Origin of the sequence: Pasteurella testudinis DSM 23072 (genome assembly GCF_900176075.1) — a bacterium.
In the GTDB taxonomy this organism is placed as follows: Bacteria; Pseudomonadota; Gammaproteobacteria; order Enterobacterales; family Pasteurellaceae; genus Chelonobacter; species Chelonobacter testudinis.
On record NZ_FWWV01000067.1, the window covers coordinates 1 to 21,251 of the forward strand.

The following is a 21,251-nucleotide window of genomic DNA, read 5'->3' on the forward strand; positions in this document are numbered from 1 at the left end:
TTCATTATATCGGAGGATTTTTTCTTTTCATCGCTTAAGCTCTTTGATTCCATACGCATAGCGTATGGTTTTTATAGGCAGTCTTCGTCTGCCTATAATAAAAAACGGCACCATCTAAGTGCCGTTTTGTCATTTAATTGGACTGATTCACACGCTCTCTAAGCTCTTTACCCGCTTTAAAATGAGGAACATATTTTGCGTCCAAATCCACTTTGTCACCGGTTTTCGGATTGCGTCCGACACGCGGCTGACGGTAATGGAGCGAGAAACTGCCGAATCCGCGAATTTCAATACGATCCCCGTTTTCTAGGGTTTGCGACATGGATTCAAGGATACTCTTAACGGCATTCTCTACGCTTTTCACCGGAATCGTATGATTTTGTTGAATCAAACTTTCGATAAGCTCTGATTTAGTCATGCTGCCTCCTCATTTTGAGCGGATACCGCACTTGGTATCCGCATGTGAAGTTCAATTAATTATTCGCCTTTAGACGCCGCTTTGAATGCTTCCGCCATTGCGTTTGGAATAGCGGCTTCTTCTTGCTTGTTCACATTCGCTACAGCTGCGCTGTCGTCAGCTTCATCTTTCGCGCGTACGGATAGGTGTACAGTACGAGATTTGCGATCAACACCAGTGTATTTCGCTTCAATCACATCGCCAACGCTAACCACGGTGGTCGCATCTTCAACACGCTCACGCGCTAAATCTGCTGCACGAACATAGCCTTCTGCACCGCCTTCAAGTTCTACTTTAACACCTTTCGCGTCAACTTCAACCGCTTTACCGGTCACAATCGCACCTTTTTTGGTAGCTGCAACGAAGTTGTTGAACGGATCTTCTTCTAATTGTTTGATACCTAAAGAGATACGCTCTTTAACCGCATCAACTTGCAGAACAACGGCAGCGACTTCGTCACCTTTTTTGTAGTTACGAACCGCTTCTTCACCTGCAACATTCCAAGAAATGTCAGACAAGTGAACCAAACCGTCGATACCGCCTTCTAAACCGATGAAGATACCGAAGTCAGTGATAGATTTGATTTTGCCTTCAACGCGATCACCTTTTTTGTGAGTCTCGTCGAATTGCTGCCATGGGTTGGCTTTACATTGTTTCAAGCCTAAAGAGATACGACGACGTTCTTCGTCGATTTCCAATACCATGACTTCAACTTCATCACCAACGCTGACCACTTTAGATGGGTGAATGTTTTTGTTGGTCCAATCCATTTCTGAAACGTGAACCAAACCTTCAACGCCGTCTAAAATCTCAACGAAACAGCCGTAGTCGGTCAAGTTGGTGACTTTACCGCTTAATTTGCTGTTGACAGGGTGATTTTCAGCGATAGCAACCCAAGGATCTTGACCTAATTGTTTTAAGCCTAAAGATACGCGCGTGCGATCACGGTCGAATTTCAATACTTTAACGGTGATTTCGTCACCGACGTTCACGATTTCGCTTGGGTGTTTAACACGTTTCCAAGCCATGTCAGTGATGTGTAACAAACCGTCCACGCCGCCCAAATCTACGAATGCACCGTAGTCGGTCAAGTTCTTAACGATACCTTTAACCACTGCGTCTTCTTGCAGATTTTCCAACAGTTGCTCACGTTCTTGGCTGTTTTCGGTTTCGATAACCGCACGACGTGAAACAACAACGTTGTTGCGTTTTTGATCCAGTTTGATTACTTTGAATTCTAACTCTTTACCTTCCAAATGTAAGGTATCACGGATTGGGCGAGTATCCACCAGTGAACCCGGTAAGAAAGCACGCACACCGTTTAACTCAACTGTGAAGCCGCCTTTCACTTTACCGTTGATTAAACCGATAACAGTCGCTTGTTCTTCGTAGGCTTTTTCCAGTTCGATCCAAGATTCGTGACGAACTGCTTTTTCACGAGACAGTTTAGTTTCACCGAAGCCGTCTTCAACAGCATCAAGCGCTACTTTAACCGCATCGCCGACGTTAACTTCTAATTCGCCTTGGGCGTTCAGAAATTCTTCAACAGGAATTGCGGATTCAGATTTCAAACCTGCGTCAACCAATACAAAACCTTTTTGGATAGCAACAACAGTACCGTTAACGATAGAACCTTGACGGGTTTCAAGTTCTTTTAGGGATTCTTCAAATAATTGAGCAAAAGATTCAGTCATATTTAATCTTCAAATAAATTAATAACGTCCATTCGAATTCCTTCCAAATGGGGCTGTTTCAATCAGTTCGTTCGTCCTTGAACAAACCGTAAAAAATTAATCAGGCAGTCTTGCGAATGCGTTGATCGATATATTGTAACGCTTTTTCGACAACTTCGCTAATACTTAATGCGCTCGAATCCAATAAAAATGCGTCGTCCGCCGGTTTTAACGGGGCGACTTCCCGATTTCGGTCGCGAAAATCGCGTTCTTGGATTTCGGTTAAGATTTGCGCATAATCCGCCGCCACGCCTTTTTGTTGCAGCTGTTTAAAACGGCGATTGGCACGCTCTTCCGCGCTGGCGTCCAAAAAGATTTTGACTTGCGCCTGCGGAAACACCACCGTGCCCATATCTCGCCCGTCGGCAATCAAGCCTTTTTCGCTGCTGAAATCCCGTTGCCGCTGCAATAACGCTGACCGCACTTTTGGAAACGGTGCAACTTTGGAGGCATTATTGCCGGCAATTTCGGTACGGATTTCACTGCTGACATCGTTACCGTCCAATAACACTTTCACCGCCCCGTTTTCCGGAACAAAACGAATATCCAATTTTGCCGCCAACGCTGCAAGTGCGGTTTCATCGTCCAACGCGACCGCACTTTTCACCGCCGCCACGCCCAACACACGGTAAATCGCGCCCGAATCCAACAGTTCAAAGCCTAACTTTTCCGCTAACGCTTGGCATAACGTTCCTTTACCGACACCGCTCGGACCGTCGATGGTGATGACAATATTTTGCTGCATTGTTCGTTGTATCCTCAATTAGTTATTTTTGTAATTTGTTCATAAACCAGTGGAAACTCGCTAAACCCATCTCGATCCAAAAAATGTCCGCCATTTTGTAAGGTATAATATTCTGCCTGCAACCTTTCTTTCAATCTTTCACTGTAATGATAAGGCACGATTTCATCATTTAAAGAAGCGATAACAATGCGTGTTTGAATCTTTATAATTAAATCATGATAATTTGTCGGATTTTGATTAAACTGATCAAGCTCAGGCAACGTATCTACCTTTTCTGCAAAACCTGAAACCAAAACAACCCCTCTAATTTTCTGAGTTATCGGCAATTGTTCTACATATTTTAAAATTGCGATACACCCTAAACTATGCCCGACCAAAATCGTATTTTTGCTAATCGTAATATTATTTTTTAAATACGCCAGCCAAGCCTCATCATTAGGATTATGCGATTCCGGCATGGGTAATACTGTTGTTGTTATCCCTTTATTTTCGAGCGTTGTTTTTAACCACGGAAACCAATTAGAATCTACCGAAGCAGTATATCCGTGTACAATATAAATATGCGGTTTAGCCATTTCTAGCCCTTACTAAATGCTTTAACCCTGCCGATAACGCGCTGCAAACAAATGCGGCACGTCACTAAACACCGCAAACACACCCCAGTTAAACAGTTCATTGGCACGCATAGTGCTATTAACCGTATATACCGCCACTTTATAGCCGGCGTTGTTGAAACGGGCGACGGTTTCACGAGTCAACCCTTGTTGAGATAGATGAATATACTCCGCACCGACCCATTCCAGTGTGGTGAGCGCGTCATCTAACGCTTGATAAGATTCGTACAAACAAGCTACGGCAAGCTGCGGACAACGCTTTTTCAACTCGGCTAAAAACAGGAAATTGAAACTGGAAATAATCACTTCACGCTCAGGGTCAAGTGCGGTCAATGCCTGTTCCAAGCCGTCCAATAATTTTAACGCCATTGCTTTACCGGCTTCGCAGCCTTTGATTTCAATATTACCGTTCAGTTGATAGCGATTCATCAGCTCGACCAACTGATTTAATGTCGGCAACGGCTCGCCTTGAAAATCTTCGCCAAACCATGAACCGGCGTCTATGCCCTGCAAATCGTCTTGTTTGAGGTCATAATAACCACCGCTACGATTGGTGCAGCGATCCAAGGTGGAGTCGTGAGTTAAGATCACTGTACCATCAGCGATCACATCAATATCACACTCAAACCAGTTGATATTGTACTCTTTGCACAATTTAATTGCCGCCAGCGTATTTTCCGGCGCCAGCCCCGACACGCCGCGATGAGCGTACACCCGATTGTTCATGTTTTCTCCTTTTGTATTTATAATCGTTATCTTACTTATGTGGTATAGAAATAAATTCTCCATTTACCTCTACAATTTCATTTACGCCTAAAATACAATACCGTCCATCAATATAAGCTGGTACTTCATAATCTTTTCCTGCTTTCGGTGTGAAATGAATATTTACACTACAGTAAACTTGAATATTTGACATTCCACCATCCCTAAGTGAAGTTGAGATTTCGTAAGGAACTCCCGCTGGAACAACGTGCTCCTGATAGTACAATTCCGCATAGATACTGGAGCGTTTTTTTCCTAATTCTTTTATCAACTCAGTTTTAGGCATGCCAATACTGCTACTTCTTAATGGTGTAAATATTTCCTTTAATATTGGAGCATCACCTATACCACCTGTTCGAATTTTCACATTTTCACCGACTAGCCAAGTGAAATAATTATTCTGCCCATATAATCTGACTCTAGCTTCTTTTAATGGATTATAGCTCACAACTTTTTCCTCTGGTGGAGCAACTGATGAACAAGCAGCTAAAAAAAGAGCGAGACCTAAAATTGATAATTTTTTCATAAAATGCCTCTTTAATAAGTTTTAATTAAAAGTAATCAGCCAACAATTATGAATCTGTTTATTGCGTTCAAAATCCAGCGGTAAGGTTTTGGCGCTGATCTCTTTGGCTTGCAGGCCAAGTGCGGTCAAGCCGTCGAAATCCATTTTAAAGCCGCGTTTGTTATTGGAAAAAATAATCGTGCCCTGCGGACGGATAATTTTTTGCAGCATCGTCATCAATTTCAAGTGATCACGCTGTACGTCCCAACTGTCCTCCATGCGTTTGGAGTTGGAAAACGTCGGCGGATCGACGAAGATCAGATCATATTGTTGTTTACATTCCGCCAACCATTGCAAACAGTCGGCTTGAATAATTTTATGCTGCCTGCTTTCTTCAAAGCCATTCAGGATTAAGTTTTGTTCCGCCCAGTTGAGATAGGTGTTTGACATATCGACCGTGGTGGTGGTTTTTGCCCCGCCCAACGCTGCATGAACAGTTGCCGAACCGGTGTAGGCAAACAGATTGAGGAAACCCTTGCCTTTCGCCATTTCACCCACCATTTTACGCGTGAGACGGTGATCTAAAAACAGTCCGGTATCGAGATAATCGGTCAAATTGACCCACAATTTGGCGCCGTATTCCTGCACGTCGAAATAGTCGCCCTGATTGCCCAATTTTTCATATTGGCTGCTGCCTTTCTGTTTTTGCCGCACTTTCAGCACCAGTTTATTGGTATCGACGCCGGTCACTTGCAAAGTGGCACTGACCGCGTCCAACAACCGCTGGCGCGCTTTATTCGGATCGATATTTTTCGGCGCAGCGTATTCCTGCACCACGATATGATCGGCATAGCGATCGACCGCCAAATTATATTCCGGCAGATCGGCATCATATAAACGGTAAGCGTCCAGCCCCTGTTGCTGCGCCCACTTCTCAATCTTTTTGATATTTTTTTGCAAACGGTTGGCGAAATCTTGCGCCAAACCACCGCCGGCAGAAGGCGGTAATTCGGCTTGCGCTGCCAAGTTATCAAGTGCGGTCGGATCTTGTACTTTGATTTGATAATTTTTTTGCAGGCACTCCAACGGTCCGTTTTTCGCTTTAAATTGGCGGTGCGAACGCAAACGAATGCAGTTCAACAGTTCCGGTTCGGCACTAAAAATCGACGCGTTCCAACCGCCGAATTGCTCTTTTAAGCGTTGTCCAAATACCGAATACAGCGCGATTAACGCCGGTGTCGTACCTAAGCGTTCGCCATACGGCGGATTACACACCACTGTGCCGACTTCATCAGCGGCACACGGATTTTTCAGCGCGGCGATATCGCCCTGTTTAAAGCGGATCAAGTGAGCAACACCTGCTTGTTTGGCGTTGTGTTGCGCTTTTTGTAACACGCGGTGATCGAGGTCGAAACCATAAAAGTGCGGTTGCGGATTTTTTTGTGCCTGTTGTTCGGCTTGCTGCTCCGCTTCCGACCGCACTTGCTGCCAACAGGCGAAATCATGCCCTTTCCAGTGATCAAAGCCCCAATGCAACCGATTCAATTGCGGCGCAATTTCCGCTTCCATTTGTGCGGCTTCAATCAGCAGCGTGCCCGAACCGCACATCGGATCGACCAGCGGCGTGCCTTGCTGCCAACCGGAACGTAAAATAATCGCCGCCGCCAAGGTTTCACGCAACGGCGCTTTACCGCTCTCTTCACGGTAGCCGCGCAAATGCAGTGCCTCGCCGCTCAAATCCAGCGACACAATCAACTCTTCCCGATTTAAATAAACGTGAATCCGAATATCCGGATACGCTTTTTCCACGTTCGGACGGGCTTCGCCTTGGCGTTCGAAATAATCCACAATGCCGTCTTTAACCCGCATGGCGCCGAATTGGGTGTGGCGAATGGCTTGGTTGGTGCCGTTGAAATCGACTAAAAAGCTGCTTTTGCTGTCGAACTGTTCATCCCAATTGAAATTGGTGACGGTGGAATACAGATCGATGTCATCATAGACTTTGCCCTGTGTCAGCGGCAATAAAATACGCGAGCTCAAGCGGCTCCAAAGCAAAGTGCGGTATAGCGTGCTGTCGTCCGCCTGATACGCCACGCCGCCTTGTTTTAATTGGCAATCTTGCGCCCCTAAAGCGGTCAATTCGGTTTTTAATAATTCTTCAAATCCACGGGCTGTGGTGGCGAACAGGTTTCTCATCTTGTACTTTGCTCTCATCGCGTCTTTTAATTGAGGCGCAGTATAGCAAAATCAACGGAAATTCGCAGGTTATTCTCGACTTCTGACTGAATAATCAAAACCGATTTTCGACTTTGATTCAGCATCAGTTCATTTTTATATTTGCAACCCTGCTGATTTGTACTAAAATTCGCCTCAAATTTATTTATTATTAACGTTATAGGCTGTTTCAATTTCAGCGAGGTGTACCATTTTAAATTTAATCAAACAGTTTTTCGGTAAAAAAAACAAACAACAAAAACGTGTGCAAGCACAAAACGCAAAGCCGGAAGCCGTCAAACCCCATCAATCCCGCCAAACCAGCGGAGCTTCTTCTCCGAACACATATAAAAGCAAAGCTCGCTCCGCTCCGCCAATGGAACAAAGTGCGGTGAAAACACGCAAATCCCATACGGCAAAAGATAAACATCATGCAAAATACCGCTTGAAAGCCTCCGAACACGGCATTTATCCGCGTATGATTCAACGCAATGCGCTGACCGTCGTGGAAAAACTACAACGTAGCGGTTATGAAGCCTATGTGGTCGGCGGCTGTCTGCGCGATTTGCTGTTGGAGAAAAAACCGAAAGATTTCGATGTGGCAACCAATGCCAGTCCGGAACAAATCAAAAAAGTGTTTCAGCGCCAATGCCGCTTGATCGGCCGCCGTTTCCGCTTGGCGCATATTATGTTCGGCCGTGACGTTATCGAAGTGGCGACTTTCCGAGCCGAGCACCAAGACGATCATCACGACGAGCTTTCCCGTCAAAATGCCGATGGCATGCTGCTGCGCGACAATGTGTTCGGCAATCTGGAAAACGATTCCAAGCGCCGTGATTTTACGGTGAACTCGCTGTATTACGATCCGAAAAATAATGTGTTGATCGACTATTTTAACGGCGTTGACGATCTGCATACCGGCAAATTGTGTTTGATCGGCGATGCGGAAACCCGTTATCAAGAAGATCCGGTGAGAATGCTGCGCGCCATTCGTTTTATGGCGAAACTGGATATGTTTTTGGAACGCAGCAGCGAAGCGCCGATGAAAAGCTGCGCACCGCTATTAAAAAATATTCCGGCTGCCCGCTTGTTCGACGAATCGCTGAAACTGCTGCAAAGCGGCAGCGGTTTAAAAACCTATGAACTGTTGAAACAGTATGATTTGCTACAATACCTGTTCCCATCTTTAATGCCGTTTTTCACAGAAAAACAGGATTCTCTGGCGGAACGAATGATTCGTACCGCACTTCAGTCCACCGATGAGCGTATCCGTGATAATTTACGGGTCAATCCGGCCTTTTTATTTGCCACATTCTTTTGGTATCCGTTACGCGAAAAAATGGATCAACTGAAAAATGAAGCCGGTTTAAATAATTTCGATGCCTTTTCGGTTGCCGCCAGCGAAGTGTTGGACGGTTTATGCCGTGCCCTTGCAGTACCCAAACGCCACACGATTGTGGTGCGTGAAATTTGGGCGCTGCAATTGCAACTGCCGAAACGTAGCGGCAACCGTGCCGAAAAAACACTGGCACAGCCGAAATTCCGTGCCGGCTATGATTTGATGACCATGCGCGCCGAACTGGAAGGCGGCGAATTGATTGAACTGGCCGCATGGTGGCACGAATACCAGTTAAGCAATCCACAACAGCGCGAGCATTTGATGGTGCAACAAAATGATCGCGATCCTAAAGGTGCAAAAACCAAAAAACACCGCTACCGCCGCCGCAAACCGAGCCATTCAAAGGTAAAAAATGACTAAACAGCGTTGTTATATTGCATTAGGCAGCAACCTCGCCGAGCCGCTCGAACAATTGAAACAGGCATTACGAGCCTTGAATACGCTGCCGGATACGCACTTGACTGCGGTCAGTTCCTTTTATTGCAGCAAACCGCTCGGCCCGCAAGATCAACCGGATTTTATCAATGCGGTGGCGGCGGTGGAGACCGCACTTTTGCCGCTTGAATTGCTTGATCAATTGCAAAATATCGAACGGCAACAAGGGCGTGTACGCCAGCGCCGCTGGGGCGAACGCACTTTGGATCTGGACATTTTGCTGTATGGCGATAACATTATTAATAGCGAACGCCTGACCGTACCGCACTATGATATGCACAATCGCGAATTTGTGATCGTACCGCTTTATGAAATTGCTGCGGATCTGATGTTACCAAATGGTGAAGCGTTGGCGCAATATCACGCTCAGTTTGTGCCACATGGCATGATAAAATTAGACGGCAAATAGCCAAACGCAGTATTGATAAATGGCGTAAAAAAACGGGGCATTAAATTCAGCCCCGTTTTTATATAGATGAAAACTAACGCTCCTGCAACGCTTGCTTCATTCGGGTGAGTGGTTTGATTAAATACTGAAATACCGTTTTCTCACCGGTTTTAATATCAATCGTGGCAATCATACCCGGAATAATCGGTAATTCTTCCCCGTTTTTATCGGTGAGTATGCTCGATTCCGTTGTCACTAAAACACGATAATAGGCCTCATTGGCATCTAATTTTAAATCGCTCGGACGTTTTTGATCATGTAAAGTATCCGGACTGAGCAGGGTGACAACACCGTCCAAACCGCCGTAAATGGCATAATCATAAGCAGATAGTTTGACCAACGCCGCCATTCCCGGGCGGACATAAGCGACATCACGCGGGCTGATATAGGCTTCGACCACCAATTTTTCTTCGACCGGTACAATTTCCATAATATCTTGTCCGGCACTGATCACTCCACCGATGGTATTAATCCGAATATTTTTTACGATACCTTTCAACGGCGAGCGGATTAAAGAACGTTCAACCGGATCAGCACGCATTGCCATATTTTCTCTGGCTTGCTGCAACTCGGATTGTACGCGCACCAACTCACTGTTAGCATCGGTGACGTACTTATTCTGCCTTTCTACGATCTGCAGTTGTAGTTCACTGGACTGACGGCGCATTCGCAGCACTTCAACTTCGGATACCGCCCCTTTTGCCACCATCGGCGTCGTCATGGCGATTTCCCGATCAAGAAGTTTCTTGCTTTCGCTCAAACTGTTAAGTGATTCTTTTAGTGCTTGTTTGTGCGAATTATAAACTGCGGTTTCACGCTCAATCAGATCAGGGGTTGTATCCTGTGGAAATTTTAATTCCCGATTATAGGCCTCCGCTTCCAAACGAGCGACAACGGCAGCCAGATTTTGTACTTTGGCCTGACTTTCGCGCAAGCCGGCGGAGCTGCGAGTATCGTCCAGTTTTAATAAAATCTGATCTTTTTCAACCAAATCCCCTTCTTTAACCAGCATTTCGCTCAAAATCCCCGGATCCAAGCTCTGGATCACCTGTTCGCGACTACTTGGGATAATACTGCCCTGGCCGCGAGTGACTTCTTCCAACGTGCTGTTGTAAGACCAAATGACAAAAACCACGAGAAACGCAAACAACAGAATAATACTCCAAAACAGCCCCTTATGTTTTTCTTGTTGAATAGCCGCGTTCAGATCGGTCAGTAATTTCAGATCCTGTTTGCTGTATTGCTCTTTACTTTCGTTGTTTTCGGTTATTGATTGCTGATTTACCATACTCGGGCTGGTTTTGGCTTGAGTAGCCTGAGAATGAGATTCTTCTATTTTTTTCATTTTCTTATCGGACATTGTGTTATACCTTAAAGCGTCGCATCAATTTGTGGTGCCGCCGTTTGCTGTACTTCTTTGCTTACTGGTTGCTGAGTCTGTTGTTGCGCTTGCTGCTGATTATTTTTTTCATTTTCAGCCAACTTTTTCAATACCGCATCTCTCGGTCCGTCCATCACCACTTTGCCCTGTTCGATAATCACAATGCGATCAACGATCTGTAACACTTGCGGCCGATGGGTGACAATCACCATTGTGCGGTTGCGACACCAATTTGCAAGTACCCGCAATGCCTGAATTTCACTGGCTTGGTCAAGTGCGGTTGTCGGCTCGTCCAATAATACCACTTTGGGATTGCGCAATAACATGCGTGCCAAAGCGATCACTTGTTTTTGTCCACCAGACAGACCTAATCCATTTTCACCCAACGGCATATCCAAACCACGCGGGTGATTACGAATTAATTTATCCAAGCCAAATACGGTCAACGCTCTGATTAAATCTTGGTCGGTAGAAAATCCGTCCATACGCGCCAAATCCATATTTTCACGCAAACTGCCCAAAAACAGGCGTGGGTTCTGCTCTAGCAGTAAAACCTGATTACGCAAAAAATTCGGATCGAGCTGACGTAAATCTACGCCGTCCAGTGAAATGGTTCCGCTATTCAGATCATATAACCCTGAGGCGGTTTTGAGTGCCGTTGATTTGCCACTGCCGATACGCCCCAAAATACCGACTTTTTCTTTCGGGCGAATGGTCAGGTTAAATTGATTTAAGGCCGGTGCGGCATCTTCGCTATAAGAGAAATTAACGTTATTAAACTGAATTTCACCGGCAACCTGATCCAAGGTGACATAATTACGTTCGCTATCGCGATCGGTTTTACGCTCAACAATACCGTTGACCCCTTTCAGCGCAACCCAAGCCTGCTGGAAGCGCACCGCCAAACCGGCAATCTGCCCGACGGGAGCCAAAGCGCGTCCGGATAAAATGACGGCTGCAATCAACGCCCCCATGGTGATTTTAGAAGCAGAGTCTTCACTATGGATCAAATAGGTTCCGTAAAGCACCAAGAATACCGTATTGAGTTGTTGCATGGAAACCGCAAAATTGACCACAAAGTTGCTGACATCTTTTAACTTAATCGAAGAAGCCGCAGCCGTTGCCGTATAGTGATCCCAACGTTTTTGCGCCCATTTTGCCGCATTATTGGTTTTCAGGGTTTCCAAACCTTCAATCGCTTCTACCGCCAAACCTTGGCGTTGAGAAGACTCTTTCATCGACTCATTGATATACTTGGATAACGGCCCTTGCGCCAAAAAGCCGACAATAATCACCAAAGGAATAATGATTGCCGGAACTATTGCCAAGCTGCCCGCCACTAGCCAGATCACGGTAATAAACAAAAATAAAAACGGCAGATCAACCAATGTGAGTAAGCTGGCACTGGTCATAAAATCCCGCACCGATTCAAAATCGCGTAAATTACTGGCATAGGAACCTGATGATACCGGCCGCTCTTGCAACCTTAAGCCGATTACCCGCCTGAACAGCGCCGAACTGATAATCAAATCGGCTTTTTTACCGGCAATATCGGTTAAGTGTCCGCGAATCATTTTGGCAATAAATTCAAAACCGATTGCAATAAATACCCCGATACTCAAAACCCATAATGTATTGTATGCCTGATTCGGGATCACCCTGTCATATACATTCATAACATAAAGCGAGCTGACCAAGGCTAAAAAGTTGATAATAAACGTCGCCAAAATCACTTGGTAGTAATAACGTTTAAAACGCCAGATGACTTTGAAAAACCATGCCTTCGGTAATTTGTATTCGGGCAACTCGGAACGCGAATCCACCCCGATTTTCGGCTTGATAAACCAACAGTAACCCAGATAGTGCTTGTTTAAGTCCTGATGACTAATCAGCTGGGTCAGCCCGTCGAGCTGTTGAATTTTATAAACCCTGTCTTGTCCGTAGCCTTCAATATTGACGATAACCGCCGCCTCTTCGTTTTGCAACAATACCACCACCGGCATGGCTAACGAGGGAATATCTTCCAGTGGACGCTGTGAGATGGTATTTTCAAAGCCTTCGCTTTTTAAAAACTCTTGTAGTGAGGAAAAATTAATCCCCATATTATTATCACGAATCACATTGGCGGTTAATGTGGCCACCGACAGTTGCGAACCGACCAATTGTGTGGCGAGTGAAATATTCTCAATAATCAATTTCATATCAATAATTCTTTATACCAGATAAATAGAAAAACAATAAAAGCAGAAATGCCTACTTTTATTGTTTTGTCCGTGGTTTATACTGCTTTACTTTCTTGCATTTCTTGGAAAGCCTGCCCATTCGGCAAGGGTTCCTTGAGAACGCAGATAATCCAGTTTTGCTTTGCGCAAAGCCCCTTGCGTGTTGACTTGCGCCATTTCCACATTAAACAATTCGCTATGCGCATTCAGCAATTCAATCAATGTCTTGCGCGCTAAGTCAAACTGCAAACGGTAGAACTCAACCACCCGAGTCGAGGCTTGAATTTGCTTTTTGATGGTTTTCAGTTGAATGGTATTACGTTTGATGTCCAGTTGCGCTAAATTCGACGTTTCGCGCAGATTGCGTTCCACACGCTCCAACCGCTCTTTTGCCGATGCAATCAGGTTCGCTTTTTCTCTGACTTCGTAACTGGAGCTATGATTAAAAACATCCCAGTTAACATTAATAGACGCTTCGCGATCCTCCGTTGTTGCACTGGCTGTCAAATCAATTTTAGGCAGTTTTTTCAATTTCGACAGCTCATGATCTTTCATATTGGTTTCCAGCTCGGCCATCTGTGCCTGATAAGTTGCGGTGGTTCTCGCATCTTTAGACGAATAGGTTTTATACAACGTGTCAACAGACAATTTACTAAATGGATCTTCTAAATCTTTTTCCGTAATCCGGTTGCCGCTATAAGTTGCCAGTTGTGTCAGGCTCTGGTACATTTCACGTTGGTAATCATTGATTTCCTGCTCAACCAAAATCGCACGCGCCTCCGCTTGTGCGTATTCCGATTCACGGCCTTCGTCATTGACAACAATATTGCCGATATCTGCAAGAATTTCATTATGGCGTTGTAAATTACGCTGTCCGACATCAATCCGCTCTTTTGCCTGCAATGCATTCAGATACAAGTCAGCAATGGTGTAAGCTAATTCTTCACGACTTTCATAATATTTGAAGTTGTAATATTTTTCGTTTTCTTTATTTTTTTCGACTTCTTTTTCAATCGCGCCAAACGCATACAGATTGATCGAGCCTCTTACACCCGGAACGACTTTGGTTTCCGTGCGATCACTGGGATCTTTGTGGTATTGCGACAATACTTTGTTTCCGGTCAGGGATACCACGGGATAATGCCCGCCTTTTGCCTGTTCAATCCTGTCTTTAGCCGCCCCTAATTCTGCATCGGCTTCTTTTAAAACCGGATCGCTGACCAGTGATTGCATTAACACATTTTTAAGCGGATTGGCATAGCCAACTGTAGTAAGAAACACTAAACCTGTAGTAACTAGAATTCTGCTTATTGCCGTACGTTTAAACATGGATAGAACCCCTGAAAAATTCTGCAGTTATTTTAATAATCTATTTATTTCGATTAGCTTACATTAATTTTAAATTTAAAATAATCGAATTTACAAATTTGTGTGATAAAGCGAACCTTTTCTGCTATTTCTTCTGTTAAAAGCCGTCTTAATTAAGAATTTGCCCGTCTTTCCTCCAACCCTTTTCGAATCATCGGTTCAAAAAAATCATATTCGACCAGAAAAGCGTCATGTCCGAAATCCGAATTGAACTCATGATACTCTAATTTTACCCCGTTTTCTTCCAATAATGTTTTGCTTTTGCGCATATCTACCGCTTTAAACAGCTGATCGTTGGCAACGGCCACCAAAATGTAACGGGCTTTGATTCTGCTTAACGCCTGCTTAAGATCATTGTGATAGTTCATTGCCGGATCGTATAAATCCAACGCACGGGTCAAATGCAAATAGCTGTTGGCATCAAAACGATCTAAAAACTTCCGTCCTTGGTAGCTGAGGTAGGATTCCACTTGAAAATAGTCACCAAAATAGTCCGGCACTTGTTTTTGTACCCGTCCGAAAGCTTTATTCAGCTGAATATCGGTGCGATAGGTTAACATACCCAACATTCTGGCGACCGACAACCCTTGCTCCGGCGGCTGCCCGTCGTAATAATCACCGCGATTGAAATTCGGATCGGCGATAATCGCTTGGCGCATAACATGATTAAAGCCAATCGCTTCGGCGCTGAAATACAGCGAAGAACAGAGGTTGATCACGCTATCGACAAAATCCGGATAATCTACCGCCCACTGCGTCGCCTGCATACCGCCGAACGAACCGCCGATGACAGCATGCAAGTGCGGTATCTGCAACTCGTCCAGCAACGCTTTTTCAACCTTGATAATATCTTGCACGGTGATCGCCGGAAATTGGCTGCCGTAGGGTTTATTGGTCGCCGGATTGATTGACGAAGGGCCGGTAGTGCCTTTGCAGCCGCCCAAGACATTGGAACAGACAAAAAAGTAGCGATCGGTATCCAGCGCCAAACCGGCTCCCATAAAGTTCTGCCACCAGCCTTTGTTTTCACCGCTGTTTTCACCGCCCTTTTGCTGATCCGGCTCGAAAAACGGCTCTGCATCGCCGGTCAAGGCGTGGCAAATTAAGACTGCATTGCTCTTTTCGGCGTTCAAACGCCCGTAAGTGCGGTAGGCGACCTCAATATCATTAAGCTGCCCGCCCAAAAGCAACTGTAGCGGATTATCCGTGAAGAGCCGAATTGATTTGACCGTCATATACACCTGAATTCGTTACGGCGGAACAAGCTGTTATTCCGCTATATTTTTATTTTATCTGAATTTTTGCATAAATTACCGATCCCGAAAATGCTTGTCAAGCAATTTTAGCCGTCTAAACATCTGGATTTGTATACTGCTATAATCGAGCCATTGCCGGCAAACGGCTTTCACTTGCTTTTTCACGGCGTGCGGGTATGCTTATCAGCACCTTTTTACTTTTTATTATCTCCCTCACAGTTCGAGTGATTATGCTACATCATCCTATCAAAGGCGCATTGGCAATGGTGCTCGCCGGCATCGTGTTTGCGGCGATTAATACCCTGACCCAGGTTTTGGGTGCGAATACCAACATCGACTCTGCCTCCGTAGCGCTTTACCAATACCTGTTTGCCCTGCTGTTTTTAGCGCCGAGTTTGTTTAAAGCCGGTTTGAAAGTATTGAAAACCGAACATCTGTGGCTGCATATCCTGCGCGTCGGTATTTCGGTTATCGGGATTCAGTGCTGGATCAGCGCGCTCATCTACCCAATTCCGATTTGGCAAGGCATCGCCTTAATCATGACTTCCCCCTTGTTTGCCACGTTGGGCGCCGCATTATTTTTGAAAGAGCGTGTCGGGTTCAGCCGAATCGTCGCCACTCTACTCGGCTTTTGCGGTGCAATGATTATTTTAAAGCCATGGGCGGACGATTTTAATCCGGTGGCGCTGCTGCCGCTTGCCGCCGCACTTTGTTGGGCTATTTACTCGTTGATGGTGAAAAAACTCTCTGCGTCCGATTCACCGACCACGATTGTGGTTTACCTATTTATTCTCATTACGCCGTTCAATTTATTAAACCTCGTGCAAACCTCACACTGGGCAATACCGGATGCCATACAGTTAGGCTATTTGATTCTATTAGGCTTTCTGACCGCGATTGCCCAACTGGCGATTGCCAAAGCCTATAATTTAGCGGACGCGGCTTATCTGCAACCGTTTGACTTTTTAAAATTGCCGTTAAATGTTTTTGCCGGCTGGATTATTTTTCAGGCGGAACCGCCGGGGCGGCTATGGTTAGGAGCCTGTCTGATTATTTTTGCGATTTTATATATTACTTACCAAGAAAGTGAACGCAGGATCAAGTAATACCTTGCCCAAAAATAAACGCGCTTCGTCAAGCCCATTTGCCGTACTATTTGCAGTAGCTGCATTCGCTTTCCTCGATATGTTAATTTTCGGGTTTGGTCTAACCTAAATTTGTCTGGCTGTCGCAAGCTAATATTGTTAGAATAAATTACGTTGCTTTTTTACTTTCCAAATTATACGCTTAAGTAAAATCAACAGCCGGCTACAACTGTCCCTAATACCGATAATATATAAGACAATAACGCATAAGAGTTGAGCAATTTATATGATGTCACCAAAAACGTCGGATAACTCCTCCTCAATATTAGCCGTGACGTACAGCCGCTTTCTTATGTCTGTTTGCCGGTTGCTATCGCCTGCTGTCCGATATTTGGCTTTCTTTTTTTCATTCTTGCTTATTTTGGTGATTTTGACCGATCAACTGATTGGTTTTTATGTGCGTAAAAATATCTATGACGATATCAATGCAATTCCGCACCGCCCGTATGCGCTGGTGTTGGGCACATCACGCTATTTCAGCGATAATTCGCTTAACCTTTTTTATTACAACCGCTTGCTGTCGGCACAAGAATTGGTAAAACACAATAAAGTCGATTATCTATTATTAAGCGGCGACAACCGCACTTCGCAATATAACGAACCGCGCAATATGTTTTACGACCTGCGCAAGCTCGGCGTCAACAGTGAATTTATGTATCTGGATTTCGCCGGTTTCCGCACGCTGGATTCGGTAATCCGAGCGAAAACGATTTTTCACGCCCATTCGATCACCATTGTTTCGCAAAAATTTCACTGCGAACGCGCCTTGTTTATCGCCCAATATTACAATATCGACGCCATCTGCTATGCCGCCGAATACCCTGACGGGCACTACGGTGTCAGAGTACGCGAATTTTTTGCCCGACTGTACATGATTTGGGATCTGCTGACTGAAAAAGGCCCTTATTTTCTCGGCGAACCCGAACCGCTCCCTCCGCCACTCATGCCGGGAAGCTAACGTTCACCCCGCTCAGAAAAGCAGAACCTGCCAATTTAATCTGTTTTAAGTATTGTTCTTGATGGGAGAAACGGGGATAATACCTACCTGTTTTTTCGGCTGAAGAATTATGATTGATTACCTGTTATTAGTGATTGGAACCGCACTTGTCAACAACTTTGTCCTGATCAAGTTTTTAGGGCTGTGTCCGTTTATGGGCGTTTCCAAAAAAATCGAAACTGCGATCGGCATGGGGTTGGCAACCACCTTTGTGCTGACCGTCGCTTCGCTGTGCTCGTATTTGATCGATCGCTATATTTTAATGCCGTTAAACGCCGAATTTTTACGCACGCTGGTGTTCATTTTAGTCATCGCCGTGGTGGTACAATTCACCGAAATGGTGATCCACAAAACCAGCCCGACCCTTTACCGCCTGCTCGGTATCTTCTTGCCGTTGATCACCACCAACTGTGCGGTGCTCGGCGTTGCCTTATTGAATATCAATCTGGCGCACAATCTGGTGCAATCGGTGATTTATGGTTTCAGCGCAGCGTTGGGTTTCTCATTGGTGTTGGTGCTATTTGCCGCCTTGCGTGAACGTTTAGCCGCAGCGGATGTGCCGCTACCGTTTCGTGGTGCTTCGATTGCTTTGATCACCGCCGGTTTAATGTCACTGGCATTTTTAGGCTTTACCGGACTGGTACACAGCTAATGAACCTGTTAAGCCAACTTACCGCACTTCACTGGGTGCTGATCGTGATTGCCTTGCTCGCCTTGATTTTCGGCGCCGTACTCGGGTTTTCCTCGGTTAAACTGAAAGTGGAAAGCGATCCGATTGTCGATAAAATCGATGCGATTTTGCCGCAAAGCCAATGCGGACAATGCGGCTATCCGGGTTGTCGTCCGTATGCCGAAGCGATTGCCAATGGCGACATCATCACCAAATGTGTCCCCGGTGGGCAACCGCTGGTGGTGCAGTTGGCGGATATGTTGGGCGTTGACGTGCCGCCAACCGATTTCGAGGCTGGCGCGCCGGAAGTGAAAGTGGCGTTTATCCACGAAGACATGTGTATCGGCTGCACCAAATGTATTCAAGCCTGTCCGGTCGATGCGATTATCGGCTCGAACAAAGCGCTGCATACCGTAATCGCCGATCTCTGCACCGGTTGCGAATTGTGCGTAGCTCCTTGCCCGACCGACTGCATTACCATGGAAACCGTTAAACCCGATATTAATCACTGGAACTGGAAATTTGATCCGAGTCTGGTCATTCCGACGCTCAATATTAGCCACGACAGCAAAAAACCGGAGGTGACGCATGAATGATATTATCGAACGTATCAATGCCAACCGCCTTTGGCAATTTCCCGGCGGTATCCACCCTGCCGAAATGAAATCACAATCCAACCGGAAAAAAATCGGTCGCATTGCTTATGGTCAGCAGCGTGGCGAACGCTTCTATCTGCCGCTGAAACAGCATGTCGGCGATGCGGCGGAATTGATTGTCAAGGTCGGCGATCAGGTGCTGAAAGGGCAAGCACTGACCCAATGCCCTACACAGAGCCAAAACTACAGCAAACTGCCGGTTCACGCCCCGACATCGGGCAAAATTATCGACATCGGCAGCTACCCTGCCAATCACCCGTCCGGTTTAAGTGAACCGATGTTGGTGTTGGAAGCGGACGGTGCCGATCAATGGCGCGACCGCACTTTGTGCGATGATTTTATGGCATTCGGAGTGGAGCAACTGCTCGAACGGATTTATCAGGCCGGAATCGCCGGTTTGGGCGGCGCGGTATTCCCAAGTGCCAATAAAATCCATTATGTCACCGGCGGGATCAAACTGCTGATTATCAACGGCGCAGAATGCGAACCCTATATCACCTGCGACGACCGTTTAATGCAAGATTACACGGCGGAAATGCTGGAAGGGATCCGCATTTTGCGTTACCTGACCCGTCCGGAAAAAGTGATTTTCGCCATTGAGGACAACAAACCGCAAGCCATTAACGCAGTGAAACAGGCGTTGAAAGGTGCAAATGACATTGACGTGCGGGTGATTCCGACCATTTATCCGTCCGGCGCTTCCAAACAGCTGATTCAAATTCTGACCGGCATGGAAGTGCCGAAAGGCACGCGTTCGTCGGCATTGGGAATCCTTATGCACAACGTCGGCACTGCCTTTGCGATTAAAAGAGCGGTGATCGATGACGAACCGTTGATCGAACGGGTGGTGACCTTAACCGGTGACAAAATTCCACAACCGCGCAATTATTGGGTGCGCTTCGGCACGCCGATTTCCGCGCTGTTGGCGCAAACGGATTATCAACCCGATTCCCGTTTGCCGATCTTTGTCGGCGGACCAATGATGGGCTATATTCTGCCGAATCCCCACGCCCCCGTAACCAAAATGACCAACTGTCTGATTGCACCGGATCATTTCGAATATGCGCCGCCACCACCGGAACAGAGCTGTATCCGCTGTTCCAGTTGCTCCGATGCCTGTCCGGTACAATTATTGCCGCAGCAGCTTTATTGGTTCGCACGCAGTGAGGATCACGAAAAATCGCAACAATATGATCTCAGTTCATGCATCGAATGCGGCGTATGCGCCTATGTCTGCCCAAGCAATATTCCGTTGATTCAATATTTCCGTCAGGAAAAAGCCAAAATCGCCGAAATCAAACAGAAAGAGCGCTTGGCAGAAGAAGCCAAAGTGCGGTTTGAACAGCGTGAAGCCCGCTTATTAAAAGAGAAACAACAACGGGAACAACGAGCGCAGCAAGCCGCCGAAAAACGCCGTCAGGAAATTGCGCAGCAAAACGGCGAAGATCCGGTCAAAGCTGCCCTTGAGCGCTTGAAAGCGAAAAAAGCGGCACAAACCGATTCCGCCGCAGATCATACGCAACAACCGGTGATTAAAACGCTGCAAACCGACAACGGCGAAACCTTGCCGGATAACCGCGCGCTGATTGCCCAACGCAAAGCACGCCAAGCGGCACGTCTGGCACAAGCGGCACAACAAACCGCAACCACTCCTATTGAAAACGCACAAAGTGCGGTGACGGTTGATAATCCGCAACAGAGTAAATCCGCGGCCGTTGCCGCCGCAATTGCCCGTGCCAAAGCGAAAAAAGCCGCAGAAAGCCAAACAACAGAAAGCCAAACAGCCGCAGCGCAAGCGACGCCAAACGAGCAAAGTGCGGTTACTGCCGATCCAGACAAAACTACCGATCCGCGCAAAGCCGCGGTTACCGCCGCAATTGCCCGTGCCAAAGCGAAAAAAGCCGTAGAAAGCCAAACAGCAGAAAACCAATCAGCCTCAGCGCAAGCGACGCCAAACGAACAAAGTGCGGTTACTGCCGATCCAGACAAAACTACCGATCCGCGCAAAGCCGCGGTTACCGCCGCAATTGCCCGTGCCAAAGCGAAAAAAGCCGTAGAAAGCCAAACAGCAGAAAACCAATCAGCCTCAGCGCAAGCGACGCCAAACGAACAAAGTGCGGTTACTGCCGATCCAGACAAAACTACTGATCCGCGCAAAGCCGCCGTTGCCGCCGCAATCGCCCGTGCCAAAGCGAAAAAAGCCGCAGAAAACCAAACAGCAGAAAGCCAAACAGTCGCAGC

At 46.3% G+C, this 21,251-nt stretch carries 18 protein-coding genes; 7 read left to right on the forward strand and 11 right to left on the reverse strand.

All coding sequences use genetic code 11. From position 1 onward, the window contains the following. Window positions 1–133 precede the first annotated feature (133 nt). The 7 genes from B8880_RS12810 to rlmKL form a co-directional block, all read right to left on the reverse strand. A complete protein-coding gene (locus tag B8880_RS12810) occupies window positions 134–418 on the reverse strand; it encodes an integration host factor subunit beta (protein ID WP_084257964.1) in 285 nt (94 codons plus the stop codon). Between the two features lie 59 nt (window positions 419–477). After that, window positions 478–2,151 (reverse strand): 30S ribosomal protein S1, encoded by a 1,674-nt coding sequence (rpsA, locus tag B8880_RS12815; protein WP_084257965.1) that lies wholly within the window; start codon window positions 2,149–2,151, stop codon window positions 478–480. A 100-nt stretch (window positions 2,152–2,251) separates the two neighbouring features. Beyond that, window positions 2,252–2,935, reverse strand: coding sequence for a (d)CMP kinase (gene cmk / locus B8880_RS12820; protein ID WP_084257966.1), 684 nt, complete (start codon window positions 2,933–2,935; stop codon window positions 2,252–2,254). 14 nt (window positions 2,936–2,949) lie between these two features. Next, on the reverse strand, window positions 2,950–3,510 hold the full coding sequence (locus tag B8880_RS12825; RefSeq protein WP_084257967.1) for an RBBP9/YdeN family alpha/beta hydrolase: 561 nt from the start codon (window positions 3,508–3,510) through the stop codon (window positions 2,950–2,952). Between the two features lie 21 nt (window positions 3,511–3,531). Then, window positions 3,532–4,275 (reverse strand): glycerophosphodiester phosphodiesterase family protein, encoded by a 744-nt coding sequence (locus B8880_RS12830; protein ID WP_084257968.1) that lies wholly within the window; start codon window positions 4,273–4,275, stop codon window positions 3,532–3,534. A 31-nt stretch (window positions 4,276–4,306) separates the two neighbouring features. Beyond that, entirely contained in the window at window positions 4,307–4,840 is a 534-nt protein-coding gene (locus tag B8880_RS12835; protein WP_084257969.1) for a hypothetical protein, read from the reverse strand. 21 nt (window positions 4,841–4,861) lie between these two features. Next, complete coding sequence (gene rlmKL, locus B8880_RS12840) at window positions 4,862–7,015, reverse strand: bifunctional 23S rRNA (guanine(2069)-N(7))-methyltransferase RlmK/23S rRNA (guanine(2445)-N(2))-methyltransferase RlmL (protein ID WP_084257970.1); 2,154 nt, start codon at window positions 7,013–7,015, stop codon at window positions 4,862–4,864. A gap of 394 nt (window positions 7,016–7,409) precedes the next feature. On the opposite strand from rlmKL, the gene pcnB reads away from it, so the two are divergent. Together pcnB and folK are read left to right on the forward strand one after the other, a co-directional pair. Next, entirely contained in the window at window positions 7,410–8,792 is a 1,383-nt protein-coding gene (gene pcnB, locus B8880_RS12845) for a polynucleotide adenylyltransferase PcnB (protein WP_084257971.1), read from the forward strand. Then, window positions 8,785–9,276, forward strand: coding sequence for a 2-amino-4-hydroxy-6-hydroxymethyldihydropteridine diphosphokinase (gene folK, locus B8880_RS12850; RefSeq protein ID WP_084257972.1), 492 nt, complete (start codon window positions 8,785–8,787; stop codon window positions 9,274–9,276). Before pcnB ends, folK begins: the two co-directional genes overlap by 8 nt. Window positions 9,277–9,349: 73 nt before the next feature. Here the strand turns inward: folK and B8880_RS12855 are convergent, their stop codons facing one another. The 4 genes from B8880_RS12855 to metX form a co-directional block, all read right to left on the reverse strand. Beyond that, window positions 9,350–10,675 (reverse strand): HlyD family type I secretion periplasmic adaptor subunit, encoded by a 1,326-nt coding sequence (locus B8880_RS12855; protein ID WP_084257973.1) that lies wholly within the window; start codon window positions 10,673–10,675, stop codon window positions 9,350–9,352. 11 nt (window positions 10,676–10,686) lie between these two features. Then, window positions 10,687–12,897: a type I secretion system permease/ATPase gene (locus B8880_RS12860; protein WP_084257974.1), complete on the reverse strand. Its 2,211-nt coding sequence runs from the start codon at window positions 12,895–12,897 to the stop codon at window positions 10,687–10,689. Between the two features lie 87 nt (window positions 12,898–12,984). Further along, window positions 12,985–14,247 (reverse strand): TolC family protein, encoded by a 1,263-nt coding sequence (locus B8880_RS12865; protein ID WP_084257975.1) that lies wholly within the window; start codon window positions 14,245–14,247, stop codon window positions 12,985–12,987. Window positions 14,248–14,399: 152 nt separating this feature from the next. Beyond that, entirely contained in the window at window positions 14,400–15,521 is a 1,122-nt protein-coding gene (gene metX, locus B8880_RS12870; protein ID WP_084257976.1) for a homoserine O-acetyltransferase MetX, read from the reverse strand. 251 nt (window positions 15,522–15,772) lie between these two features. On the opposite strand from metX, the gene B8880_RS12875 reads away from it, so the two are divergent. The 5 genes from B8880_RS12875 to rsxC form a co-directional block, all read left to right on the forward strand. Next, window positions 15,773–16,648, forward strand: coding sequence for a DMT family transporter (locus B8880_RS12875; RefSeq protein WP_084258050.1), 876 nt, complete (start codon window positions 15,773–15,775; stop codon window positions 16,646–16,648). Window positions 16,649–16,979: 331 nt separating this feature from the next. After that, window positions 16,980–17,645, forward strand: coding sequence for a SanA/YdcF family protein (locus B8880_RS12880; RefSeq protein ID WP_084257977.1), 666 nt, complete (start codon window positions 16,980–16,982; stop codon window positions 17,643–17,645). Window positions 17,646–17,754: 109 nt separating this feature from the next. Beyond that, window positions 17,755–18,336, forward strand: coding sequence for an electron transport complex subunit RsxA (gene rsxA, locus B8880_RS12885; RefSeq protein ID WP_084257978.1), 582 nt, complete (start codon window positions 17,755–17,757; stop codon window positions 18,334–18,336). Then, window positions 18,336–18,950 carry an electron transport complex subunit RsxB gene (gene rsxB / locus B8880_RS12890; RefSeq protein WP_084257979.1) on the forward strand — a complete coding sequence of 205 codons (615 nt, stop codon included), beginning with the start codon at window positions 18,336–18,338 and terminating at the stop codon, window positions 18,948–18,950. Before rsxA ends, rsxB begins: the two co-directional genes overlap by 1 nt. Beyond that, window positions 18,943–21,251 (forward strand): electron transport complex subunit RsxC (rsxC, locus tag B8880_RS12895; protein ID WP_084257980.1); only part of this gene is annotated, 2,309 nt, incomplete at its 3' end. The genes rsxB and rsxC, both read left to right, overlap by 8 nt.